Origin of the sequence: Pseudomonas sp. FP1762, assembly GCF_030687105.1 — a bacterium.
Classification (GTDB): domain Bacteria; phylum Pseudomonadota; class Gammaproteobacteria; order Pseudomonadales; family Pseudomonadaceae; genus Aquipseudomonas; species Aquipseudomonas siliginis.
On record NZ_CP117458.1, the window covers coordinates 1,274,558 to 1,294,419 of the forward strand.

General features: G+C 59.7%; 22 protein-coding genes. 20 read left to right on the forward strand and 2 right to left on the reverse strand.

The annotated features are described in order from the left end of the window. Positions 1–524: 524 nt before the first annotated feature. On the reverse strand, positions 525–848 hold the full coding sequence (fdxA, locus tag PSH90_RS05445; RefSeq protein ID WP_056783233.1) for a ferredoxin FdxA: 324 nt from the start codon (positions 846–848) through the stop codon (positions 525–527). A 163-nt stretch (positions 849–1,011) separates the two neighbouring features. Further along, entirely contained in the window at positions 1,012–3,594 is a 2,583-nt protein-coding gene (gene mutS, locus PSH90_RS05450) for a DNA mismatch repair protein MutS (protein ID WP_305382316.1), read from the reverse strand. 202 nt (positions 3,595–3,796) lie between these two features. On the opposite strand from mutS, the gene PSH90_RS05455 reads away from it, so the two are divergent. From PSH90_RS05455 to PSH90_RS05550, 20 genes are all read left to right on the forward strand, one after another. Further along, positions 3,797–4,540 carry an XRE family transcriptional regulator gene (locus PSH90_RS05455; protein ID WP_056783238.1) on the forward strand — a complete coding sequence of 248 codons (744 nt, stop codon included), beginning with the start codon at positions 3,797–3,799 and terminating at the stop codon, positions 4,538–4,540. A gap of 525 nt (positions 4,541–5,065) precedes the next feature. Then, on the forward strand, positions 5,066–5,404 hold the full coding sequence (locus tag PSH90_RS05460; RefSeq protein WP_041478110.1) for a phage holin family protein: 339 nt from the start codon (positions 5,066–5,068) through the stop codon (positions 5,402–5,404). Between the two features lie 71 nt (positions 5,405–5,475). Beyond that, on the forward strand, positions 5,476–5,997 hold the full coding sequence (locus tag PSH90_RS05465; RefSeq protein ID WP_256810376.1) for a hypothetical protein: 522 nt from the start codon (positions 5,476–5,478) through the stop codon (positions 5,995–5,997). 3 nt (positions 5,998–6,000) lie between these two features. Further along, positions 6,001–6,609, forward strand: coding sequence for a phage baseplate assembly protein V (locus tag PSH90_RS05470; RefSeq protein WP_095180495.1), 609 nt, complete (start codon positions 6,001–6,003; stop codon positions 6,607–6,609). Between the two features lie 14 nt (positions 6,610–6,623). Beyond that, entirely contained in the window at positions 6,624–6,956 is a 333-nt protein-coding gene (locus PSH90_RS05475; RefSeq protein WP_056783245.1) for a hypothetical protein, read from the forward strand. Further along, positions 6,953–7,948 (forward strand): baseplate J/gp47 family protein, encoded by a 996-nt coding sequence (locus PSH90_RS05480; RefSeq protein ID WP_305382317.1) that lies wholly within the window; start codon positions 6,953–6,955, stop codon positions 7,946–7,948. The genes PSH90_RS05475 and PSH90_RS05480 overlap by 4 nt, the downstream gene beginning before the upstream one ends. After that, positions 7,945–8,580, forward strand: coding sequence for a phage tail protein I (locus tag PSH90_RS05485; protein WP_252868878.1), 636 nt, complete (start codon positions 7,945–7,947; stop codon positions 8,578–8,580). Before PSH90_RS05480 ends, PSH90_RS05485 begins: the two co-directional genes overlap by 4 nt. Further along, positions 8,581–10,458, forward strand: coding sequence for a phage tail protein (locus tag PSH90_RS05490; protein WP_305382318.1), 1,878 nt, complete (start codon positions 8,581–8,583; stop codon positions 10,456–10,458). 9 nt (positions 10,459–10,467) lie between these two features. Then, on the forward strand, positions 10,468–11,013 hold the full coding sequence (locus PSH90_RS05495) for a DUF4376 domain-containing protein (RefSeq protein WP_305382320.1): 546 nt from the start codon (positions 10,468–10,470) through the stop codon (positions 11,011–11,013). Positions 11,014–11,116: 103 nt separating this feature from the next. Continuing rightward, positions 11,117–11,302 carry a hypothetical protein gene (locus PSH90_RS05500; protein ID WP_039762525.1) on the forward strand — a complete coding sequence of 62 codons (186 nt, stop codon included), beginning with the start codon at positions 11,117–11,119 and terminating at the stop codon, positions 11,300–11,302. A gap of 2 nt (positions 11,303–11,304) precedes the next feature. Continuing rightward, positions 11,305–12,471: a tail protein gene (locus PSH90_RS05505; RefSeq protein WP_016771437.1), complete on the forward strand. Its 1,167-nt coding sequence runs from the start codon at positions 11,305–11,307 to the stop codon at positions 12,469–12,471. Then, positions 12,471–12,977: a phage major tail tube protein gene (locus PSH90_RS05510; protein WP_039762530.1), complete on the forward strand. Its 507-nt coding sequence runs from the start codon at positions 12,471–12,473 to the stop codon at positions 12,975–12,977. The genes PSH90_RS05505 and PSH90_RS05510 overlap by 1 nt, the downstream gene beginning before the upstream one ends. A gap of 152 nt (positions 12,978–13,129) precedes the next feature. Beyond that, a complete protein-coding gene (locus tag PSH90_RS05515; protein WP_305382322.1) occupies positions 13,130–13,711 on the forward strand; it encodes a phage tail assembly protein in 582 nt (193 codons plus the stop codon). 128 nt (positions 13,712–13,839) lie between these two features. Continuing rightward, the gene (locus tag PSH90_RS05520; RefSeq protein ID WP_095180503.1) at positions 13,840–15,813 is read left to right on the forward strand and encodes a phage tail tape measure protein; all 1,974 of its coding nucleotides are present in this window, start codon (positions 13,840–13,842) and stop codon (positions 15,811–15,813) included. Beyond that, the gene (locus PSH90_RS05525) at positions 15,813–16,196 is read left to right on the forward strand and encodes a phage tail protein (protein WP_041478101.1); all 384 of its coding nucleotides are present in this window, start codon (positions 15,813–15,815) and stop codon (positions 16,194–16,196) included. Before PSH90_RS05520 ends, PSH90_RS05525 begins: the two co-directional genes overlap by 1 nt. Next, entirely contained in the window at positions 16,189–16,401 is a 213-nt protein-coding gene (locus PSH90_RS05530) for a tail protein X (protein WP_056783262.1), read from the forward strand. The genes PSH90_RS05525 and PSH90_RS05530 overlap by 8 nt, the downstream gene beginning before the upstream one ends. 9 nt (positions 16,402–16,410) lie before the next feature. After that, positions 16,411–17,433, forward strand: a complete 1,023-nt coding sequence (locus tag PSH90_RS05535) for a phage tail protein (protein WP_056783265.1) — start codon at positions 16,411–16,413, stop codon at positions 17,431–17,433. A gap of 157 nt (positions 17,434–17,590) precedes the next feature. Then, entirely contained in the window at positions 17,591–18,175 is a 585-nt protein-coding gene (locus PSH90_RS05540; RefSeq protein ID WP_252877582.1) for a hypothetical protein, read from the forward strand. Continuing rightward, entirely contained in the window at positions 18,172–18,354 is a 183-nt protein-coding gene (locus PSH90_RS05545; protein ID WP_024011856.1) for a DUF2635 domain-containing protein, read from the forward strand. Before PSH90_RS05540 ends, PSH90_RS05545 begins: the two co-directional genes overlap by 4 nt. Beyond that, a complete protein-coding gene (locus tag PSH90_RS05550) occupies positions 18,354–19,850 on the forward strand; it encodes a phage tail sheath subtilisin-like domain-containing protein (protein WP_305382324.1) in 1,497 nt (498 codons plus the stop codon). Before PSH90_RS05545 ends, PSH90_RS05550 begins: the two co-directional genes overlap by 1 nt. Positions 19,851–19,862 lie beyond the last annotated feature (12 nt).

Below are 19,862 nucleotides of genomic sequence, written 5' to 3' on the forward strand. Positions count from 1 at the left end.
CCTTCTCCTCCGCCCGCAAAAGCCCCGGCTGATTCGATCAGTCGGGGCTTTTTTGTTTTTCGCGTGCAGCAAATCGGGCTTTCGGCAGCCACCAGACAAGCGGTCGTCAATTTCTGAATTTGTAGTCTCGCGCTGTAAGCCTTTGCTTACTGTGTCGTAAGTGTTCGTTATTTTTACACTTCGGTGGAAGGCGATCGCGCTCACTCTCAGTGAGCAACCTTTTGATTTTGTTAATTATTTCGTAAATGTTATGTCCTTGTGACAGAGCGCGCGTACGCCGTGGGCCAATTGCTCGTCTCCAGAAACTCTCTAATATCTCAACTGTGTCGACGGACAGACACGCCCTTCACGGAAGAGGGGAACGGACATCGCAGGAGGCGATTCATCAGGACGATGAAAAGGACTACAGGGAATAGGGAAAAAATGTGGGCGGGTCATACCGCCCCTTTTTTCGTCTGCAGAAAAGCAGAATCTGCAAAAGCAAAAAGGCCCGCAAGGGGCCTTTCAGTCGAGCGCGGGGTAGATCAGCGTTCGAGGTGTTTGATCTTGTTCGGCTGGCCATCCCACTCTTCGGCATCCGGCAGCGATTCTTTTTTCTCGGTGATGTTCGGCCAGATATCCGCCAGCTCGGCATTGAGCTCGATGAAGTTTTCCATGCCGCTTGGGATCTCGTCTTCCGAGAAGATCGCCACAGCCGGGCATTCTGGTTCACACAGCGCGCAGTCGATGCACTCGTCCGGGTGAATCACCAGGAAGTTCGGGCCTTCGTAAAAGCAGTCCACCGGACAGACTTCTACGCAGTCGGTGTACTTGCACTTGATGCAGTTGTCGGTGACGACGAAGGTCATTTCTAATTTTCTCCTCAGGCGGCGGCAGCGTTGCCCCTTCACGGTTGGGGTCGCCAGGTTCGGGAGCGATACCTGCTGACCAGGCTATGAGCCAGCAGCATCCCGAACCGCGCGAGATTCTAACAGCTTGAAGCGAATTGCGTTATATCCGCTTCTTCAGTGCTTATATCCGGTTCTTCAGTGCATAGAGCATTTCCAGCGCTCGACGTGGCGTCATGTCGTCCAGATCCACTTTCGCCAATTCGTCCAGCACCGGATGTGGCAGTGAGGCGAACATGTCGCTTTGCTGCGGTGTCGACGGCTTGCCCTTGGCCGCCGGTTTCGGCGCCTCGTGGGGCAGGGCAGTGTCTTCCAGGCGACTCAGATGCTCGCGCGCTCGCAGAATCACCTCGCTCGGCACGCCGGCCAGTTGTGCGACTGCCAAGCCATAGCTCTGACTGGCAGGCCCAGGCAGAACATGGTGCAGGAACACGATCCGTTCGTTGTGCTCGGTGGCATTGAGATGCACGTTAGCGACAAGAGGTTCGGCTTCCGGCAGCACGGTCAGCTCAAAATAGTGCGTAGCAAACAGGGTGTAGGCGCGCAAATGGGCCAAGCGCTCGGCCGCCGCCCACGCCAGCGACAGACCGTCAAAGGTGCTGGTACCGCGCCCGACTTCGTCCATCAGGACCAGACTGCGCTCGGTCGCGTTATGCAGGATGTTGGCGGTTTCGCTCATCTCGACCATGAAGGTCGAGCGACCGCCGGCCAGATCATCGCTTGAGCCGATACGGGTGAAGATGCGGTCGACCAGCGACAGCTCGCAACTGGCGGCCGGCACGAAACTGCCAATATGCGCTAGCAACACGATCAACGCGGTTTGCCGCATGTAAGTGGATTTACCGCCCATGTTCGGGCCGGTGATGACCAGCATGCGCGTATTGTCGTCCAGGCTCAGATCGTTGGCCACGAACGGCGTGGTCAGCACTTGCTCAACCACAGGGTGACGACCCTGGGTGATGCGCATGCACGGCTCGCTGACGAAACGCGGGCAATTGAGGTCGAGATTCAGCGCACGCTCGGCAAGGTTGCTCAGCACATCCAGTTCGGCCAATGCGCCGGCGGTGTCCTGCAGCGGTGGCAGCTGGCTGATCAAGTCTTCGAGCAGCGCCTCGTAAAGCATTTTTTCCCGGGCCAGCGCGCGACTCTTGGCGGACAGTGCCTTGTCTTCGAATTCTTTCAGCTCGGGCGTGATGAAGCGCTCGGCGCCTTTGAGCGTCTGCCGGCGGATATAGTCGGCCGGCGCCGATTCAGCCTGCTTGCTCGGCAATTCGATGAAGTAGCCGTGGATACGGTTGTAGCCGACTTTGAGGTTGGCCAGACCAGTACGGACTTTCTCCCGGGCTTCGAGATCGATGAGGAACTGGCCGGCGTTTTCGCTCAGTGATTGCAGTTCATCGAGCTCACTGTCGTAACCGGTTTTCAGCACACCGCCGTCGCGGATCACCGCAGGCGGGTTGTCGATAATGGCTTTTGCCAGCAGCGCCGCCAGTTCCGGATAGGTGCTGGTGGTGGCCGCCAGATGCTGCAGGTGCGGCGCTTCCAGATCGGTCATCGCCACTTGCAGTTCGGGCAGTGCGCCGAGAGCATCACGCAGACGCGCAAGGTCACGTGGTCGTGCATTGCGCAGACCGATACGCGCCAGAATCCGCTCGATGTCGCCGATTTCCTTGAGCTGCGGTTGCAGCTTTTCGAAGCGATAGCCGTCGAGCAGGCAGCGGATCGAAGTCTGGCGTGCCAGCAGCACGGTGAGGTCGCGCAACGGCCGGTTCAGCCAGCGGGTCAGTAAACGGCTGCCCATGGCGGTCTGGCAGCGATCGACCACCGATTGCAGCGTGTTGTCGCGGCCACCGGCCAGATTGGTGTCGAGTTCCAGATTGCGCCGGCTGGCGCCGTCGAGCACCACGGTGTCATCGAGACGTTCGTGACGCAGGCTACGCAAATGGGGCAGGGCAGTGCGCTGGGTTTCCTTGGCGTAGGCCAACAGGCAACCGGCAGCGCCAATGGCCAGGGTCAGGTTCTCGCAGCCGAAGCCTTTCAGGTCTTGGGTGGAAAACTGCTGGCAGAGACTTTTCAGCGCCGAATCGCGCTCGAAATCCCACGGCGCGCGACGGCGTACGCCACGGCGTTTTTCCGCCGGCAGGTCTTTCGGCCAGTCATCCGGAATCAGCAATTCCACCGGGTTGACCCGCTCCAGTTCGGCGAGCAGGTTTTCCCAGCCTTTGATCTCGAGCACGGTGAAGTTCCCGCTGGTGATGTCCAGCACCGCCAGACCGAATAGTCGCTCGTCGCCCAACACCGCTGCGATCAGGTTATCGCGGCGTTCATCCAGCAGCGCCTCGTCACTGACCGTCCCCGGCGTGATGATCCGTACGACCTGGCGCTCCACCGGGCCTTTGCTGGTGGCCGGGTCGCCGACCTGCTCACATATCACCACCGACTCGCCGAGCTTGACCAGTTTTGCCAGGTACCCTTCCGCCGCGTGGTAAGGAATCCCACACATCGGAATCGCCTGACCCGCCGACTGCCCGCGCGCAGTCAGGGTGATGTCCAGCAACTTGGCGGCTTTCTTCGCATCTTCGTAGAAGATTTCGTAGAAATCGCCCATGCGATAGAACATCAGCTGGTCCGGGTGCTGATTCTTCAGGCGCCAGTATTGCTGCATCATCGGAGTGTGGGAGGACAGGTCGGAGACGGCTTTATTCATCGGATTGTCGGGCAACTCGTTAAAAGATGTAGGGCAAAGCGCGGGCAGTGGCCGGGCTTTTCCGCGATGGGCGCAAGGTTACCATGGCCAGTCTGCCCGACGCAGGCGCTGCGGTCGGGTGAGCATTTATTGGCAGGGAAAAGTTGATCTATGCACGATTTATGCAAATCAGCATTTGTCTTCACGAAAAACTTCAAGCACTATGCGCGTTATGCAAAAACGCAACGTTTCCTCCGTCTTAAGAGCACTGCTCGACCAGCACGGGATCTCCCCCACGGAGCTCCACCGTCGCACCGGCGTGCCTCAATCAACGCTCTCGCGGATTCTCAGCGGGAAGATTGTCGATCCTTCGGATAAACACATCTCGAAGATCGCTGAATATTTCAACGTCAGCACCGATCAGTTGCGCGGGCGCGCGGATGTCGCGCCAACGGCGGCCGGCACGCGCGCTGACGTGCATGCGGAACTCAAGGACATAAGCCTGTGGGACGACGATACCCCCGTCGATGACGACGAGGTGTCGGTGCCCTTTCTACGTGAGGTTGAATTGGCTGCTGGATCAGGAAGATTCGTCATCGAAGAGAGCGAGCGCTCAAGCCTGCGCTTCGGCAAGCGCAGCCTGCGCCACAACGGCGTGCAGTTCGACCAGGCCAAATGCGTGACGGTGCGCGGCAACAGCATGTTGCCGGTTCTGCGTGATGGCGCCACCGTCGGCGTCAACGCCGGCAAGTGCGGCATCGGCGACATCATTGATGGCGATCTGTATGCGATCAATCACAACGGCCAATTGCGCGTGAAGCAACTCTATCGCCTGCCCACCGGCATCCGTCTGCGCAGCTTCAATCGAGACGAGCATCCAGATGAGGACTACAGCTTCCAGGAAATCCAGGAAGAGCAGATCGTTATCCTTGGTCACGTCTTCTGGTGGGGCATGTACGCCCGCTAGCCCCTTTCGATTCAACTGAAACCTGCCCCTCGGCAGGTTTTTTTTCGCCTGCACAAATCTCCCCACCCCTTGGCCCGCTTGGGTTTCATGCATATGCGCAAATTTAATGCATAAATAAATGCATTTACGCATTGACTGTATATGCATCCATGCATATTCTTGCCACCAAGCCGCTCGACAAAGCGGCTGGCAAGACAAGCTCTTTAGTTCCACAAGAACAGGCAGCGATGAACCGGCCTCAACGGTTCAGAGGGTTGGCAACTGACCCGGGTGTGCAGCGTAAAGCACCAGAAGCAGTTATCCGGCGGGCAGGGACCGCGGTCGGAAAAACAATCTGAATGGACTCGTACCGCGCCAGTAGCGCCGAAAAGTCAGCTTCCTTCTCGAACACAGGATTGGAAGGAAGGCGAAGGAGCGCATTACTGAAAAGCCCGGTGTGCAAGCGCCGGGCTTTTTGGAATGCCTGCCTCAAGAGAAACCGTTTGAACCCAACCCATACTCATCAATCACCCACGGAGGCGTGACATGACAAACGAGCAACAAGCGTTGGCGGACATGCCGATCTGGCTGGTCATCCTCCTTGCCGTCGTTGGCGGGGTGTCCGGCGAAATGTGGCGCGCCGACAAGGAGGGCGCCCGCGGCTGGTCACTTGTGCGGCGTCTGGCCCTGCGTTCCGGCGCCTGCATGATCTGCGGGGTGTCGGCAATCATGCTGCTGTATGCCGCCGGCATGTCGATCTGGGCCGCTGGCGCTTTTGGCTGCCTGACGGCGATGGCCGGCGCTGATGTCGCCATAGGCCTTTACGAACGCTGGGCGGCCAAGCGTATCGGCGTCTGCGAAGTGCCGCCGCGCGACCTCCCTTAACCCTGAATATTTTTCCGTGCCGCCATGTTGGCGGCAGGACTGCGCGTGGACGATTGAAAAGGAGGTCATGTATGCCCACACCGATCCAGCAGCCGTCGCAACTGTTTACAGCCATCGCGACGTCACTGCGCAACACCGCCGGCCTCAACCTCACCGTCGGCAACCATGATGATTTCACTGCACCGGGCGATCAGGCCTGGGTGCTGATCGACTTCGACCGCAATGGACCCGGGGTGCGCGCCGCTGACGGGCGAATTGCTCATGTCATGACGCTCTCTCTGCAAGTCATCCCGGCCCTTGCCGCCAGTGCATTTGCAGCGTGCGATCTGATCGCCGTGCTGAAAAACCTGATCACCGACAACCGCTGGGGATTGCCCGGCGATCAATGCGATCTGCCGATGAATATCGATGGCTTGCCATCGTTGCTTATCAGTGCTGATCAACAATATAGAGCCTGGACCCTGACCTTCGAGCAGACGCTCTACCTCGGCTCGACCCTGCTCGACGATCCACTGGGCATGCCGAAATTCGCTCGCACCTGGGAAGTCAGCAACATCGACGATCCAGACCAGTACACCGCGCTGGAGGGCTGACCGATGTTCGATGCATTACTGCGCATGCAACTCGGCCCGATCATTGAGCGTCTGGCGGAAATGGAAGCGGAAATCGAAGACTTGCACCGCCGCGCCGAGAGTTTCTGTCGCATTGGCATCTGTCAGTCAATTGATGCGGCGAGCAATACCTGCCAGGTCAGCCATGGTGGATTGCTCACCCCAGCGATCAAGTTCTTCAACCCCAGCGCTGGTGCGCAAAGTGAATCGCGCATCCCGACGGTGGGCGAGCAGTGCCTGCTGTTCAACTATGGCAGCGGTGAAAGCGGTGCGCAGAGTGTCGCGTTGTTCGGCTTGAACAGTGACCGTTTCCCCCCGGCCTCGACTGTGCCGACGCTGACCCGTCGGGTGCATCAGGACGGCAGCGAAAGCGGTTACGACGACGCCAGCCACGCCTTGCACTGGCTGAACGGACCCGCGCAATTCAACGGGTCTCGCGAGTCGCTCGAACTGAGCATCGGCCCTGCACGTCTGGCCATGACGCCAGAACTGATCACCCTGCAACTGGGCGCCGTCGGCCTGAGCATCGACGCCTTGGGCGTGCACTTCAGCGGCCCCTTGGTCGATCACCAGGGCCGCGTCATCAGCCCCTGATTCAAGAGCCTCCCATGATCGGAATCGATAGAGACAGCGGGGCCACGGTCGACGACTGGCTGCAATTCGTGCAGCGCGCGACCCGAGCCCTGACCACACCGCTGGGCACTCGGCAGAAACGACCTTTGTACGGTTCGCTGATTCCCACTCTCCTCGGGCAGAACCTCGGTGACGACATTCTGCTTCTGGCACAGAGCCACGCCGCGCAAGCGTTCTACAACCCGCATAACGGTATCGATGATTTTCAGCCGCAAGTGATTGTTGCCAGTCGCCACGGCGACGGCCTGCTGCTGCGTTTTGCCGGCACCTGGAAAAACCGCCAACAAACCTTCGAGGTGGTGACATGAGCATGCTGATCCCCGGCCAGAATCAACTGGCCGAACCCGCGCTGATCACGGTTGAAGCGTTCGAAGACTTACTCAACGAGTTCAAAGCCTTCGTCGTCGAATACGTGGGTGCTCGCTCGCCGACCAGCGCCGCGAAACTCAAGGTGAGCCTGGAAAACGAAAGCGAATTGCTGACCCTCGCGCTAGAAGCGTTCTGCGTGCGTCTGCAAACCCATGAGCGCAAATACAACGCACGCATCAAACAGATGCTGGCGTGGTGGGCGACCGGCAGCAATCTCGATGCGCGGCTGGCGGACATGGGCCTGGAACGGCAGTTGCTCGATCCAGGCGACCCGGCAGCGTTCCCTCCGGTACCGGCGATTTATGAAAGTGATGACGACGCTCGGCTGCGTTATTACCTGGCACCTCATGCACCGGCGGCAGGTTCGCGGATGCAGTATCGCCGCGAGGTGTTCACCCTCGGCGAGCGGCCAACAGTTCAGGTCGAATCCACCGACGCCGGCGTAGTGAATGTCACTTACACCTTCAACCCGGACGGCCTCGCCGCGCAGGTCAAGGATGGCAACGGGCGCCGCACTGCGCCGGGCGAAGTGCAAGTCACCGTGCTTTCTCGAGACGGCGATGGCACGCCTTCCGAAGCATTGCTCGAGGGCGTCCGTCAGCACTTTGCTCGTCCAGACGTGCGCCCGGAAACCGACCTCGTCACCGTCAAGGCTGCCGAGATCCAGCGCTACAAAATCCGCGTCGTCGCCAAGATCAATTCCGGCCCCGACTCGGGCCTGACCAAGGTCGCGGCGCAAGCACAATTGCAAGCGTATGCCGACAGTTGCCATCGCCTCGAAGGCCGGGTCGATCCGAGCTGGATCGACTACACGCTGCACAGCGCCGGCGCCGTGCAACTGCAGATTCTCGAACCGCTGACGCCGATCGTGACCACCGCGTTTCAGGCGCCGTATTGCACAGCGGTTGAAGTCGAGGTGCTGACGCTATGAGTGAAAAAACTCAGCGGCCAACCTTGCTTCCGGCCAACAGCTCGGCCCTCGAACGCGGACTGGATCTGGGCTTCGACGCCTTGCTCGACCGCATCGCGCCGCCGTTCCCGGAACTGATGAACCCCAGCGAAACGCCGGTGGCCTTCCTGCCGTATCTGGCTGCCGATCGCGGCGTCGCCGAATGGAGCACCGATGCGCCGGTGGCGGAGAAGCGCGTAACTGTCGAACTGGCCTGGCCCACCGCGCGCCAGGCCGGCACACGCAAGGCGCTGGAAAACGCCGCCAAGGGTTTGCAACTGCGCCCGGAAATCCGCGCCTGGTACGAACAGACACCGCCCGGCGCGCCGTACAGCTTTTCCGTGCGTGCCTTCAGCGACCAAACCTACAGCGAAGAAATCGACGCCCGTCTCGACCGCCGTCTGGCCGATGCGAAAAGCGAGAGGGACGTTCTCTCCGTGTCGGTGGGTTTGAGCGCATTCGGCAATCACGTCATTGGTGCTGCGACGTTTTGCGGCGAACTGACCACGGTTTATCCGGTGTTCATCGAAGGGCTTGAAACCTCTGGCGAGGCGTTCATGGTCGCGGCGTTGTACACCGTCGAAACATCCACTATTTATCCTCAGGGGGCCTGAATGGCTGACTATTACACCCTGCTCACCAACGCAGGGATTGCCTACGAAACGGCGTGCAAGGCTGCGGGTGTGCCGATCAAGTTGACGCAGATTTCCGTCGGCGACGGCGGCGGCGCGGTCTACAACCCGGCCGCCACCGCGACCGCTCTGAAACGCGAAGTCTGGCGCGGACCGCTCAACGCACTGTTCCAGGACGAGAAAAACCCGAGCTGGCTGCTCGCCGAAGTCACTATCCCGCCGGACGTCGGCGGCTGGTATGTGCGTGAAACCGGGCTGTGGACCGACACCGGCATTCTCTACGCTATCGTCAAATACCCGGAGTCGTTCAAACCGGTGCTAGCGACGTCGGGTTCAGGTAAAGAGTTTTATATCCGCTCGATTTTCGAGACCAGCAATGCCTCGCTGGTGACCTTGTTGATTGATGACACGGTGGTCAAGGCTACTCGTGCGTGGGTCATGAGTTATCTGGCTGAAGAACTCGGCAAACTTGATGGCAAGCAGTCGGTGCGCGTTGCGGCGACTGCCAATGTCGTGATGAACAGCGCGCAGCAGATTGATGGTGTGGCAGTGATCGCCGGCGATCGTGTGTTGCTGATGAGCCAGACGCTGGCCAAGGACAACGGCTTGTGGATCGTTGCCAATGGCGACTGGGTGCGGGCCACCGATGCCAACACCAGCGCCAAGGTTACCCCGGGCCTGACGGTAATGGTGGAGGAGGGCGTAGCGAATGGAGATTCGCTGTGGCACCTGACCACCAATGCGCCGATCACCCTCGGCACGACTGCGCTGACGTTCAAGATGCTCGCGGGGCGCACCGGGATTGCAGCCGGGACTTATAAGAGTCTGACGGTTGATGAATATGGCCGGGCGACTGCCGGTGCCAATCCGGAAACGCTGGCAGGGTTTGGCATCAAGGACTCGTACACCAAGGCTGAAGTTGAGGCGTTGATCGCCAAGGCTTCCGCGTTGCCAGTTGGATCGATTGTGGCGTTTCCGGTTGATGCGCCACCGCCGGGTTTTCTGGAGCTGGATAACAGCGTCAAGAGCAGTGCGACGTATCCGGACCTGAGCGCTTATCTGGGCGGCAAGTTCAACAAGGGGGACGAGGGGGGTGGGAACTTCCGTTTGCCAGAGGCGCGCGGGGAGTTTTTGCGGGGTTGGGATCATGGGCGGGGCGTCGATGGAGGTCGGGCGCTCGGCAGCTATCAGGCTGATACGTTACAGAACATTACCGGGACTTTTGACGGCTATCTTGATATCAACACGGCAAGTGGCGCGTTCGGGTTGGCGAATTTGAGCGGAGCCCTGAGTCCGCTTAACCAAAAAGCTGCTTACCACGGTGTGTTGTTTGATGCTTCAAAAGTAGCGCGTACCTCTGCGGAGACACGCCCGCGCAATCTCGCGATCATCTGGTGCATAAAAGCTTGGAACGCCCCTGTCAACCAGGGGACCATTGATATCGCTGCGCTCTCTGCTTTGGCGCAACAAGCCTCCGAAACCAATCAAGGGACAGCGAAAGTTGCCACTCAAGCGCAGACGAATACCGGCGCCGATGACAGCGCTATCGTTACACCAAAAAAAATGACCTGGGGCTTTCAATTTCAGAAAAGTGGGGTCGGTTACTGTGTATTCCCGTCTTGGCTGGGAGGATTCACTATCCAGTGGGGAATTTACTCAGTTGTCTCAAGCACGGCGGATCAAGCAATTCCTTTTCCACTCACATTTCCTAATTCCGCGCTATCAGCCATCGCAATTAGTGACTATACCCCGGGCTCCGGGTCAGTCGGATTCGTTGCGTTAGGCGCGTTAAACAAGAACGGCTTTACAGTTCGGTCTTCTTCGGGCACTTCAACTCGATGGCTCGCAGTTGGTTGCTGAGGAAAAAATATGACTAACAAATACATGACGTTTGATGAGTCAGGCCACATTAAAGATCGCCTGATTCGAGGTGTTTGCGATATACCCGAGGGAGCGGTTCGCATTAGCGAAGAACTTTGGCTGCAGTCCGCGATAGACATGACAGGACAATGGTGTCTAGTCGATGGAGCGCTTACCAAAATACCATTTGAAGACAAAGTAGATTTTGCAAAGTTAATCGCTGTTGAACGGTTCCACCGGGAAACATCTGGTGTGGAATTTCAAGGCTCTACAGCGGATACCACGCGAGACGGTCAGGCATTGGTCGCAAGTGCTGCGGTAGCTGCAATTCTAGACCCGTCTTACAAGTGTGCATGGAAGTTTTCTGAAGGTTTCGCCGAGTTGGAGGCTGCCCAGATAATTGCAATGGCGACTTTGATTCGGACCCATGTTCAAGATTGTTTTGATCGTGAACGAGTATTGTTGGCAGCCGTTGAGTCTGGTGAATGTACTGAGGAGATGATCCATCAAGGCTGGCCAAACTCAGCCCGGTTAAACAACCTTCCTGAGCTATAACCGCCCCGACCTCAAGCGCTTTTTCTTATCCCTTCAAAACACCCCCCCCCCAAAAAAAGCCCCTCCCTCCCGAGGGGCTTTCCCGTTTATGGAGAAACGAAAAATGGCAACCCGCCAAACCTACACCGTGCTCGTCCCATTCCCCACCGGCGGTGGGCATTGGTCGAGCGTTGGTCAAGAACTCGATCTGCTCGATGTCGAGGCCAGTGCCTTGCACTTTGCCGGGCGACTTGAGCCGAAAACCCCTATCACCCAGGCCAAAAAGGCCGCTGCCAAGAAGGCTGACTGAACATGGCTGAGGTTCTGAACTTCGAGCACAACGGCATTACCGTCAATGCCACCGAATCCCCCGAGGCCATGGGTGGCCTGGGTGACAACGTCATCGGTCTGGTCGGCACCGCGCCGAAAGCCGATCCGCTGATTCCGCGAAACGCGCCGTTTCGCATCAACAGCTTCACCACCCATGCGCTGCTCGATCCGACTGGGTCGGAAGAGGGCACGCTGTACCACGCGGTCTACCAGATCCTCAAAGTGGTCAAGGTGCCGGTCTACGTGGTCATCGTCGAGGCAGGCGCGACACCGGCCGACACGGTCAACAATGTGATCGGCGGTGTCGAGCCGGCCACTGGCCGCAAGCTCGGTCTGGCGGCGCTGGGCAGTGTCCCGGAAGACCTGACCATCATCGGCGCGCCGGGCTTCACCGGCACTAAAGCGGTGGCCGGCGAGTTCGCCGCGTTCGGCAAGCGTATCAAGGCCCGTGTAGTGCTGGACGGCAAGGATGTCTCGGTGGCCGATCAGGTCCTGTACAGCCAGGAACTCGGCGGGGCCGAACTCGGTTTCGACCGTTGCCTGGTGGTGCACAACATGCCCGCCGTGTATTCGAAAGCGGCGAAGAAAAACGTCTTCCTGTCGCCCTCCAGTCTGGCGATTGCCGCGCTGGCCAAGGTCAAGCAATGGGAGAGCCCGGGCAACCAGGTGACTTTCGCCGAAGACGTTTCGCGGGTCGTCGAGTACAACATCCTCGATACGTCCACCGAAGGCGATCTGCTCAACCGTTACGGCGTCAGCTACTACGCCCGCACCGTGCTTGGCGGCTTCTCGCTGCTGGGTAACCGCTCGATCACCGGCAAGTTCATCAGCTACGTCGGCCTCGAGGATGCGATCAGCCGCAAGCTGGTCAAGGCCGGCCAGAAAGCCATGGCCAAGAACCTCACCAAATCCTTCATGGATCAGGAGGTCAAGCGCATCAACGACTGGCTGCAGACCCTGGTTGCCGATGAAACCATTCCCGGCGGCAGCGTGTATCTGCACCCGGAACTCAACAGCGTCGAGAAGTACAAGAACGGCACCTGGTACGTGGTCATCGACTACGGCCGCTACGCGCCGAACGAACACATGGTTTATCAACTCAACGCCCGCGATGAAATCATCGAGCAGTTCCTGGAGGACGTTCTCTAATGTTTACCAACCGCGTAAGACAGGCCATCGCGGCCACCCTGCAAGGCCTGCCGTTGTCGGCGACCGTTGAGGAATTCACCCCGCCGAAAATCGAATTCGACATGGAAGAGATGCGTGGCGGGCGCTTTATCGTCGAAGAAATGGCCAAGGGCGGCAAAGCGCTCGGCGCCAAGCTGACCCTGCAAGGCCTCGGCGCCGAGGTTCTGCTGGCGCTGGGCGTGAAGCTGGGCGACGACATTCTGCTGAACGTGCGTGAAGCCGGTCAGGATCAGGACGGCAATACCTGGTTCACCTACCACACCGTCGGCGGCCAGTTGAAATCCCTTGAGGAAACCGCAGTGAAAATGGGCGAGAAGCCCAAGACCAATCTGGAACTGTCCTGCCGCACCTACAACCGCCTGGAAAACGGCGTGCCGGTGATCGACATCGACGTGCGCACGCAGAAATTCGTGCTCAACGGCGTCGACATCCTCGGTGATGCACGGCGTGCGGTGTTGATGCCGTAAACCCCGGTTTACCGGCAAATCACAAAACCCTGTGGGAGCGAGCCTGCTCGCGAAAGCGGTCGTTCAGTTACATCAATGTCGAATGTGCCAAAGCCTTCGCGAGCAGGCTCGCTCCCACAGTGGATCTAAACGAATCACCAAGGAATTCATACATGCCGTGGATGCCCCCCCAACACGAACTGCTGTCGCCGATCACCGGCGACGATGGCTCGCTGATCGAATCTATCCAGCTCAAACCGCTGTTCTACGCCGCACAAAAAGATGCGCTGGAGCGCGCCGGCGATGACGAAGACGATCAGTTCTTCGAGCTGGCGCTGCTCGCCACCGGCCTGTCGGTGAAAGAGCTCGATCAACTCAAACGTCCGGACTACGTAAGCATCGCTCAGTACGTCCATGAGATGTCGACCCGGCCGAGTGCGTACTTTCTTGACCAGATCGATGACGCGGAGAAATCCGACGATCCCGACCAGGTGCAATTGCTGCAACCGCTCGCCGTCACCGGCCGCACCGTCGACTCGCTGAGCCTGGAAATGCCCGTGCTGCGCGCCACCAAAGTGATGAAGAAACTGAAGACGGCCAAGGAACGCGCCGAATTCATCACCGCCCACTGCACCGGCCTGATGATCCCCGATCTGGCCCACCTGACCGTCCCCGACTGGACGCAATTGCAGGTGCGCATCGACGATTTTTTAAACCAGCCGGCGGCCTACTTTCGGAACGCGACATCGAAGTAATCCTCGATATCGTCCCGCTCATTTACCCGGTAAGTGAAGCGGAGATTCTGGAATGGGACGCCGAAAAGGCGTTGCGCCGCTACGACATAGCGATCACTCGCCTTGGCGTGAAACAGGAGTAGAGCGGCATGGCAGAAAGCAAATTTGCGCCAATGAATGCCGATGAGCGGGGGGGCGCAGCAACCGGTGATATCCGCTTGAACATGGCTGCGGCAAACCCCGGCCCCGGACCGATCATCGGCGATCAATATCCCCAGCTGAGTCAGGCGCTCGTCACCGCAAGTATCAGGATCGATGCGTTGACGACAGCGATCGATTCATTGCGATTGGCATTGTCCAACTTGCGGATGCTCTCGTTGAGTTCCACCGCGAACGGTGAAGCCACCAGCGCGTCGGCAGCGCCGGATGAGGCCGCCGAGCGGACCAAGGCACCAGAAAGTGTGAGGCCGGCGATTGACTTTTATTCGGCGGCGGCCGATCTGGGTAGCGCGGCACAATTGACGCCAGTGCAGGCCAACGAAATCGCACTGTCGAGCTTGATCATGGCCAGTAAGCCGATGGTGGCGGCGGGAGGCACCAGCGGTATCGAACTGATCAAGGTTGCAACGCTGGCCGCCGACTCAGGAATTGGCAATGAGCTGACCAACGCGTCGGACAAGTCTTTTGAGCTGCTCAACTTCGCCAGCGACGCTGCGGTCGTAGCGTCGGCACTCAAAATCCCAGCGATGGAAGTCGCCGAGATGATGACGGTGTGGCGCACCTCGATGAAGCTCACTCGCGATCAGGCGTTTGACCTCGCGGATGCGACACACCTGCTCGGCAAAATGCCGGGTGGCGTCAAGTCCGCCGACATCGGCGCCGTACTCAAGCAATCAGGCGAGGCGGCGCTCACAGCAGGCTTGCAGCCCCAGCAGGCCGCAGCGCTGTCGGCAGCCTTGCTCCGCAGCGGAACGGGCAAAGACGATGCCGGGCAGGCGTTGAAAAGCCTTTCAGCTGCCTTGGGCAAAGGTGACAGCGTCTCCGCCGCAGAACGTGGCGCCTGGAAGCAGTTGGGACTTGATCCTGCTGCCGTGACCGCTGCAATGCATGACCCCGACAAGCAGAATGCCCAGGGTGCGCTGCTCTCGGTGCTTGCCGCGCTGCACGCAAAACCTGTCGAACAACGCGCCACGCTGGCGCGAAGCCTGTTTGCTGACAGCGCCAATGCGGTGCAGTTGTTGGCGCAGAATCCGGGCGATGTCAACGAGGCCTTTTCGCAAGTAAAGGACAAAAGTCAGTACGCGACTTCGGTGATCGGTGAGCGGAGTTCGGTGCGCCAGTCTGCACTGGCACGCTCCAATTCCCCGCAAGGACAGTGGAATGCTCAGACTGCTCGAAACGAGCGCTTGGCTATCGCCAGCGCCCAGGCGGTGGCGCCCTCTCCTGAAGTGCTGAGCGTTGCCGGTGCCGGCATCGACAGGATGAGTGAATTCGCTGAGGACCATCCGACGATCACGGCGGGGGTCATTGTTTTGGGTTCAGCCCTGAAAAAGCTATTCGATCTTGTGTTGGACGCCGGTGTCGATGAGGCGAAAGACCGGTTGCGCAAACGGATACCTGGTAGCGCCCTGGCGAATCCCCCCGATCTTTCGTCAACAGCAGATTCTGCATCGAGGCTCGCAGCGGACAAGCCGGTGACAGGGATTGCCAGTCTGGCTCCTGCGGCCGGTGCGGAAATGGCAATTGGCGAACGAGCATCATTGGTCGATACGCCGCACCTCGGGCCATCGACGGTTTCTCTGGAGGCTATTTCGCAGGCGATTCCGGCATCGAGCAGAAACGCGCAAACTGCTTTGAGTGAAAGACTTGCTATCACCGCGCCTGACACGCTTTCTGCGCCCGCCCAAGTGAGCAAGGATCTGGCGAGCGCCCATGCGTCTGACCAGCACGTGACCTACGCACCTTCGGTCCAGGTCTACTGCAGCGACCCCGGCAGCTCGGACAAGATCGGTATGTTGGTCGCGCAGCATCTGCAAAACCAGTTCATGCAAATGACCCCGCTGCTCACCAACAACCCCCTTGCCACCCGCCGCGACGCGGCCCTGACCGATGGAGTCGCCTGATGAAACAGCAAATGGCATTGGGCAGTTTCATCTTCGGCCTGTCGCGCAACTTTGCGTACCACCAGTTGCTGCGCAAGTCTGACGGCGGCTGGACCGAGATACAGATCCTCACCAGCAAACCCAAGTCCAGCCAGACCGGACAGAAACCGGAAACCCTGACCATTACCGGCAAGTCGATGTACGCCGTAGCCATGGATCGGCTCGATGAATTGCGAGCTTTGCAGGCGCTGCGTATCCCGCTGCCGTTGATCGACGGGATTGGTCGAAACTGGGGCCTGTGGCGGATCAGCAGCGTTCAGGAAACCCAGACCCAGATCATCGATGACGGTACGGCGATGGTAGTCGATTGGGTCATCGAACTAGCGGAGTTCAACAATGCGTAAAGCACGAAGTGTGGCCGGTGATTCGGTGAATCTGCTGCTCTACCGCGAAACCGGGCGCAGTGATGACGCTGCCGAAGAAGTGCTGTGGAAGCTCAACCCGACCCTGGCCGAACACGGGCCGATTCTGCCCGCCGGCGTCTGGATCGTGCTACCGGAACTGGATGTGAAACCCGCCGTGGTCAAAGCAGCGACGGCGTGGGATTAAGGAGGTTGAATGGCACTGGGATTTACGCCGGCAGTGAATATCTACGGGGCCAACGCGGCCCTGCTCAATCAGCGCCTGATCAGTTGGGAGCACATCGACGCCGCCGGTTTCGAGTCCGATCAACTGACGTTGACTATCGATCTGGAGGGGCTTGAGGGGTTGCCGAATCTGGGCGGCAAGATTGGCCTGCAAGTCGGTTATCGAGAAACCGCAATGGTCGATAAAGGCCTGTTCAAAGTGACGCGTCTGACGCCGACACTGTTTCCGTTTCGCCTCACCCTGGTGGCCACTGCGGCGCCATTCAGCAAGGATGATGAAACCGGCTTCAAGCAGCGCCGCACCGCCAGTCATGGGCCAACGACGCTGGGTGGTTTATTTCGCAAGCTGGTGGAGCTGCACGGATTTTCGCCACGGGTCGCGCCTGAGATTTCGTTGATACGCATCGAGCACATCGACCAGTCCAACGAGACCGACATGGGGTTTGTCACGCGTCTGGCGAAAAAATACAACGTCGTCGCCAAGCCTTACGGCGATGTCTATGTGCTTGCGCGGCCCGGGCAGACCAAGTCGTTGTCGGGGCAGATTCTGCCGGACGTGACGCTGTCGGTTACCCACAACAATCGTCCCGGCGATCACGCATTCATCAGCGCCACGCTGGAAGAATCGGCCCGCGAGCAGGTCAAGGGCTGCAAGACCTGTTTCTGGGATGCGGCGGCCGGGGTGTTGCGTTGGATCGAGACTGGCGTAGCGCCGTTCAAGACGGTGCGCCAGAAGCAGCCCAGCGAAGCGGATGCCATCGCAGTTGGCGAGGGCGAAGTACGCAAGATGTTGCGGCAGAAATACAAAGTGAAAATCACTTGCCCGGGGGATCCACGGCTCGCGGCCGAAGGGCTGGTATTGCTCGATGAGAGCTGGCCGGACTTCATGCGCGGACGCTGGTCGATCGACAAGGTCACCGCCAGCGGCAGTCGCGAGAACAGCTATCGCTGCCTGATTGATGCGTCGTGCCTGGACCCGAAGGCGGAACAGTAATCCTGAACCGAGTGCTTATTCCTGTGGGAGCGAGCCTGCTCGCGAAAGGGACGTCAGCTTCAGCATCGATGTGACTGATCGACCGCATTCGCGAGCAGGCTCGCTCCCACAGGGACTGCGGCGTTCACTGTAATTTCTCTTACTTCGGAACACCCCCATGAAGATCACCCCGATCCTCACGCAACTGCGTGGGCAATGCCCTGGGCTTGCCAATCACATTTCGGTGGGTGTCGATCTGGCGTTGCTGCAAGGCAACCCGGATCTGCCAACACCTTCGGCCCACGTGCTGGCAATCGCCGATCTGGCCAGCAACAGCAACACACAAAACCTCACCACCCAACCAATCCGCGACCGCTTTGAAATCGTCCTGGCCCTTGACGCTACCGACGCGACAAAAGCGCTGGATGGGTTGCACGACCTGCGCGCCGAACTGTGGCGCGCGCTGGTGGGGTTCAAACCCGATTCCGACTACAGCGCCATCGTCTACGACGGCGGCGAGATGGTCTCGATCAACAGCAGCCGCGCCTTCTATCGGCTGCGTTTTTATGCCGAGTTCCAGCTCGGCCGCAATCTGCCAAGTCAGCCTGCGGAGAGTTGGCACGAGCGCGAACTGGACGCTTTGTCGTCCTTTACCGGGATGACGGTGCGGGTCGATGCGATCGATCCGGCCGACCCCAATCTGCAACGCCCGGGTCCGGATGGCCGGGTGGAAATGACTTTCTCTGGAGACGTAACCCCATGAGCAACCGCATCACCGTAGTGCCGGCCGCTGGCCGTGTCGTACCTGACCCGGAGGCCGGCGACTTGCTGCCGGCCGCAGGCCGTGAAGTGCTGGACAGCGCCTGGTGGCGCCGGCGTCTGGCCGACGGCGATATCACACTCAAAACCGCAAAAGCGGCTAAACCACAGGGAGCCAAATAATGGCGATCGGATTCAGCAACATCCCGGCGGACATTCGTGTGCCGCTGTTCTATGCCGAAATGGACAACTCGGCCGCCAACAGCGCGACCTCGGCCATGCGCCGTTTGATCGTCGCGCAGGTCAACGACAATATTGCCCCGACTGAGGTCGGCAAACTGGTGCTGGTTTCCAGCGTGGCGCTGGCGAAAAGCATCGGCGGCCAGGGCTCGATGCTCGCTTCGATGTACGAGACCTTCCGCAAGGCTGACCCGATCGGCGAGATCTGGTGCCTGCCGCTGCACAACACCGAAGGCGCCATCGCCAAGGGTGTGTTGACCCTGACCGGTACCGCGACTCAAGCGGGCATGCTCAATCTATATGTCGGCGGCGTGCGCGTGCAGGCCACCGTGGTCAATGGCGCCACCGCCGCTCAAGCGGCCACGGCACTGGCGCAGAAAATCAACGCCACTGCCGACCTGCCAGTCAGCGCAGCCACTGCCGAAGGCGTGGTCACCCTGACCGCCAAATGGACCGGCGACAGCGGCAATGACATCAGCCTGCAATTCAATCGCCTGGGCAAGAGCAACGGCGAAGAAACTCCGGCCGGTCTGACCAGCGCAATCACCGCCATGACCGGCGGCGCCGGTGTGCCGGATCAGATCGCCGCCGTCGCGGCTCTAGGCGATGAGCCATTCGAATTCATCGCCTTGCCGTGGTCCGACCTGGCCACCCTCAACACCTGGCAAGCGGTGATGGATGACAGCACCGGGCGCTGGTCGTGGGCCAAGCAATTGTTCGGTCACGTCTACAGCGCCAAACGCGGCACGGTCGGTACGCTGGTCGCTGCCGGCCAGGCGCGCAACGATCAGCACATGACCATCCAGGCGCTGGAGCCGGGCGTACCGCAACCGTTCTGGGTACAAGCGGCGGCACTGGCTGCGCGCACGGCGGTGTTCATCTCCGCCGATGCCAGCCGTCCGACGCAAAGCGGCAGCCTGCCGGGTGTTGACCCGGCGCCGGCCAGCGAGCGCTTCACCCTGACCGAGCGTCAGTCGCTGCTCAACTACGGCATCGCTACTGCGTACTACGAAGGCGGTTACGTGCGCATCCAGCGTTCGATCACCACCTACCAGAAGAACGCCTACGGCCAGGCCGACAACTCCTATCTGGACAGCGAAACCATGCACCAGTCGGCGTTCATCGTGCGTCGTCTGCAAAGCGTGATCACCAGCAAATACGGACGCCACAAACTGGCCTCCGACGGTACCCGTTTCGGCGCCGGTCAGCCGATCGTCACGCCTGCGACCATTCGCGGCGAGCTGATTGCGCAGTACGCCAAGCTAGAGCTGGAAGGCCATGTGGAGAACGCCGAGCTGTTCGCCGAACACCTGATCGTCGAGCGCGACGTGCAGGACCCGAGCCGCGTGAACGTGCTGTTCCCGCCGGATTACATCAACGGCCTGCGCGTGTTCGCACTGCTCAACCAGTTCCGTCTGCAGTACGACGACGCGGCCTGATCCGCGCAGTCG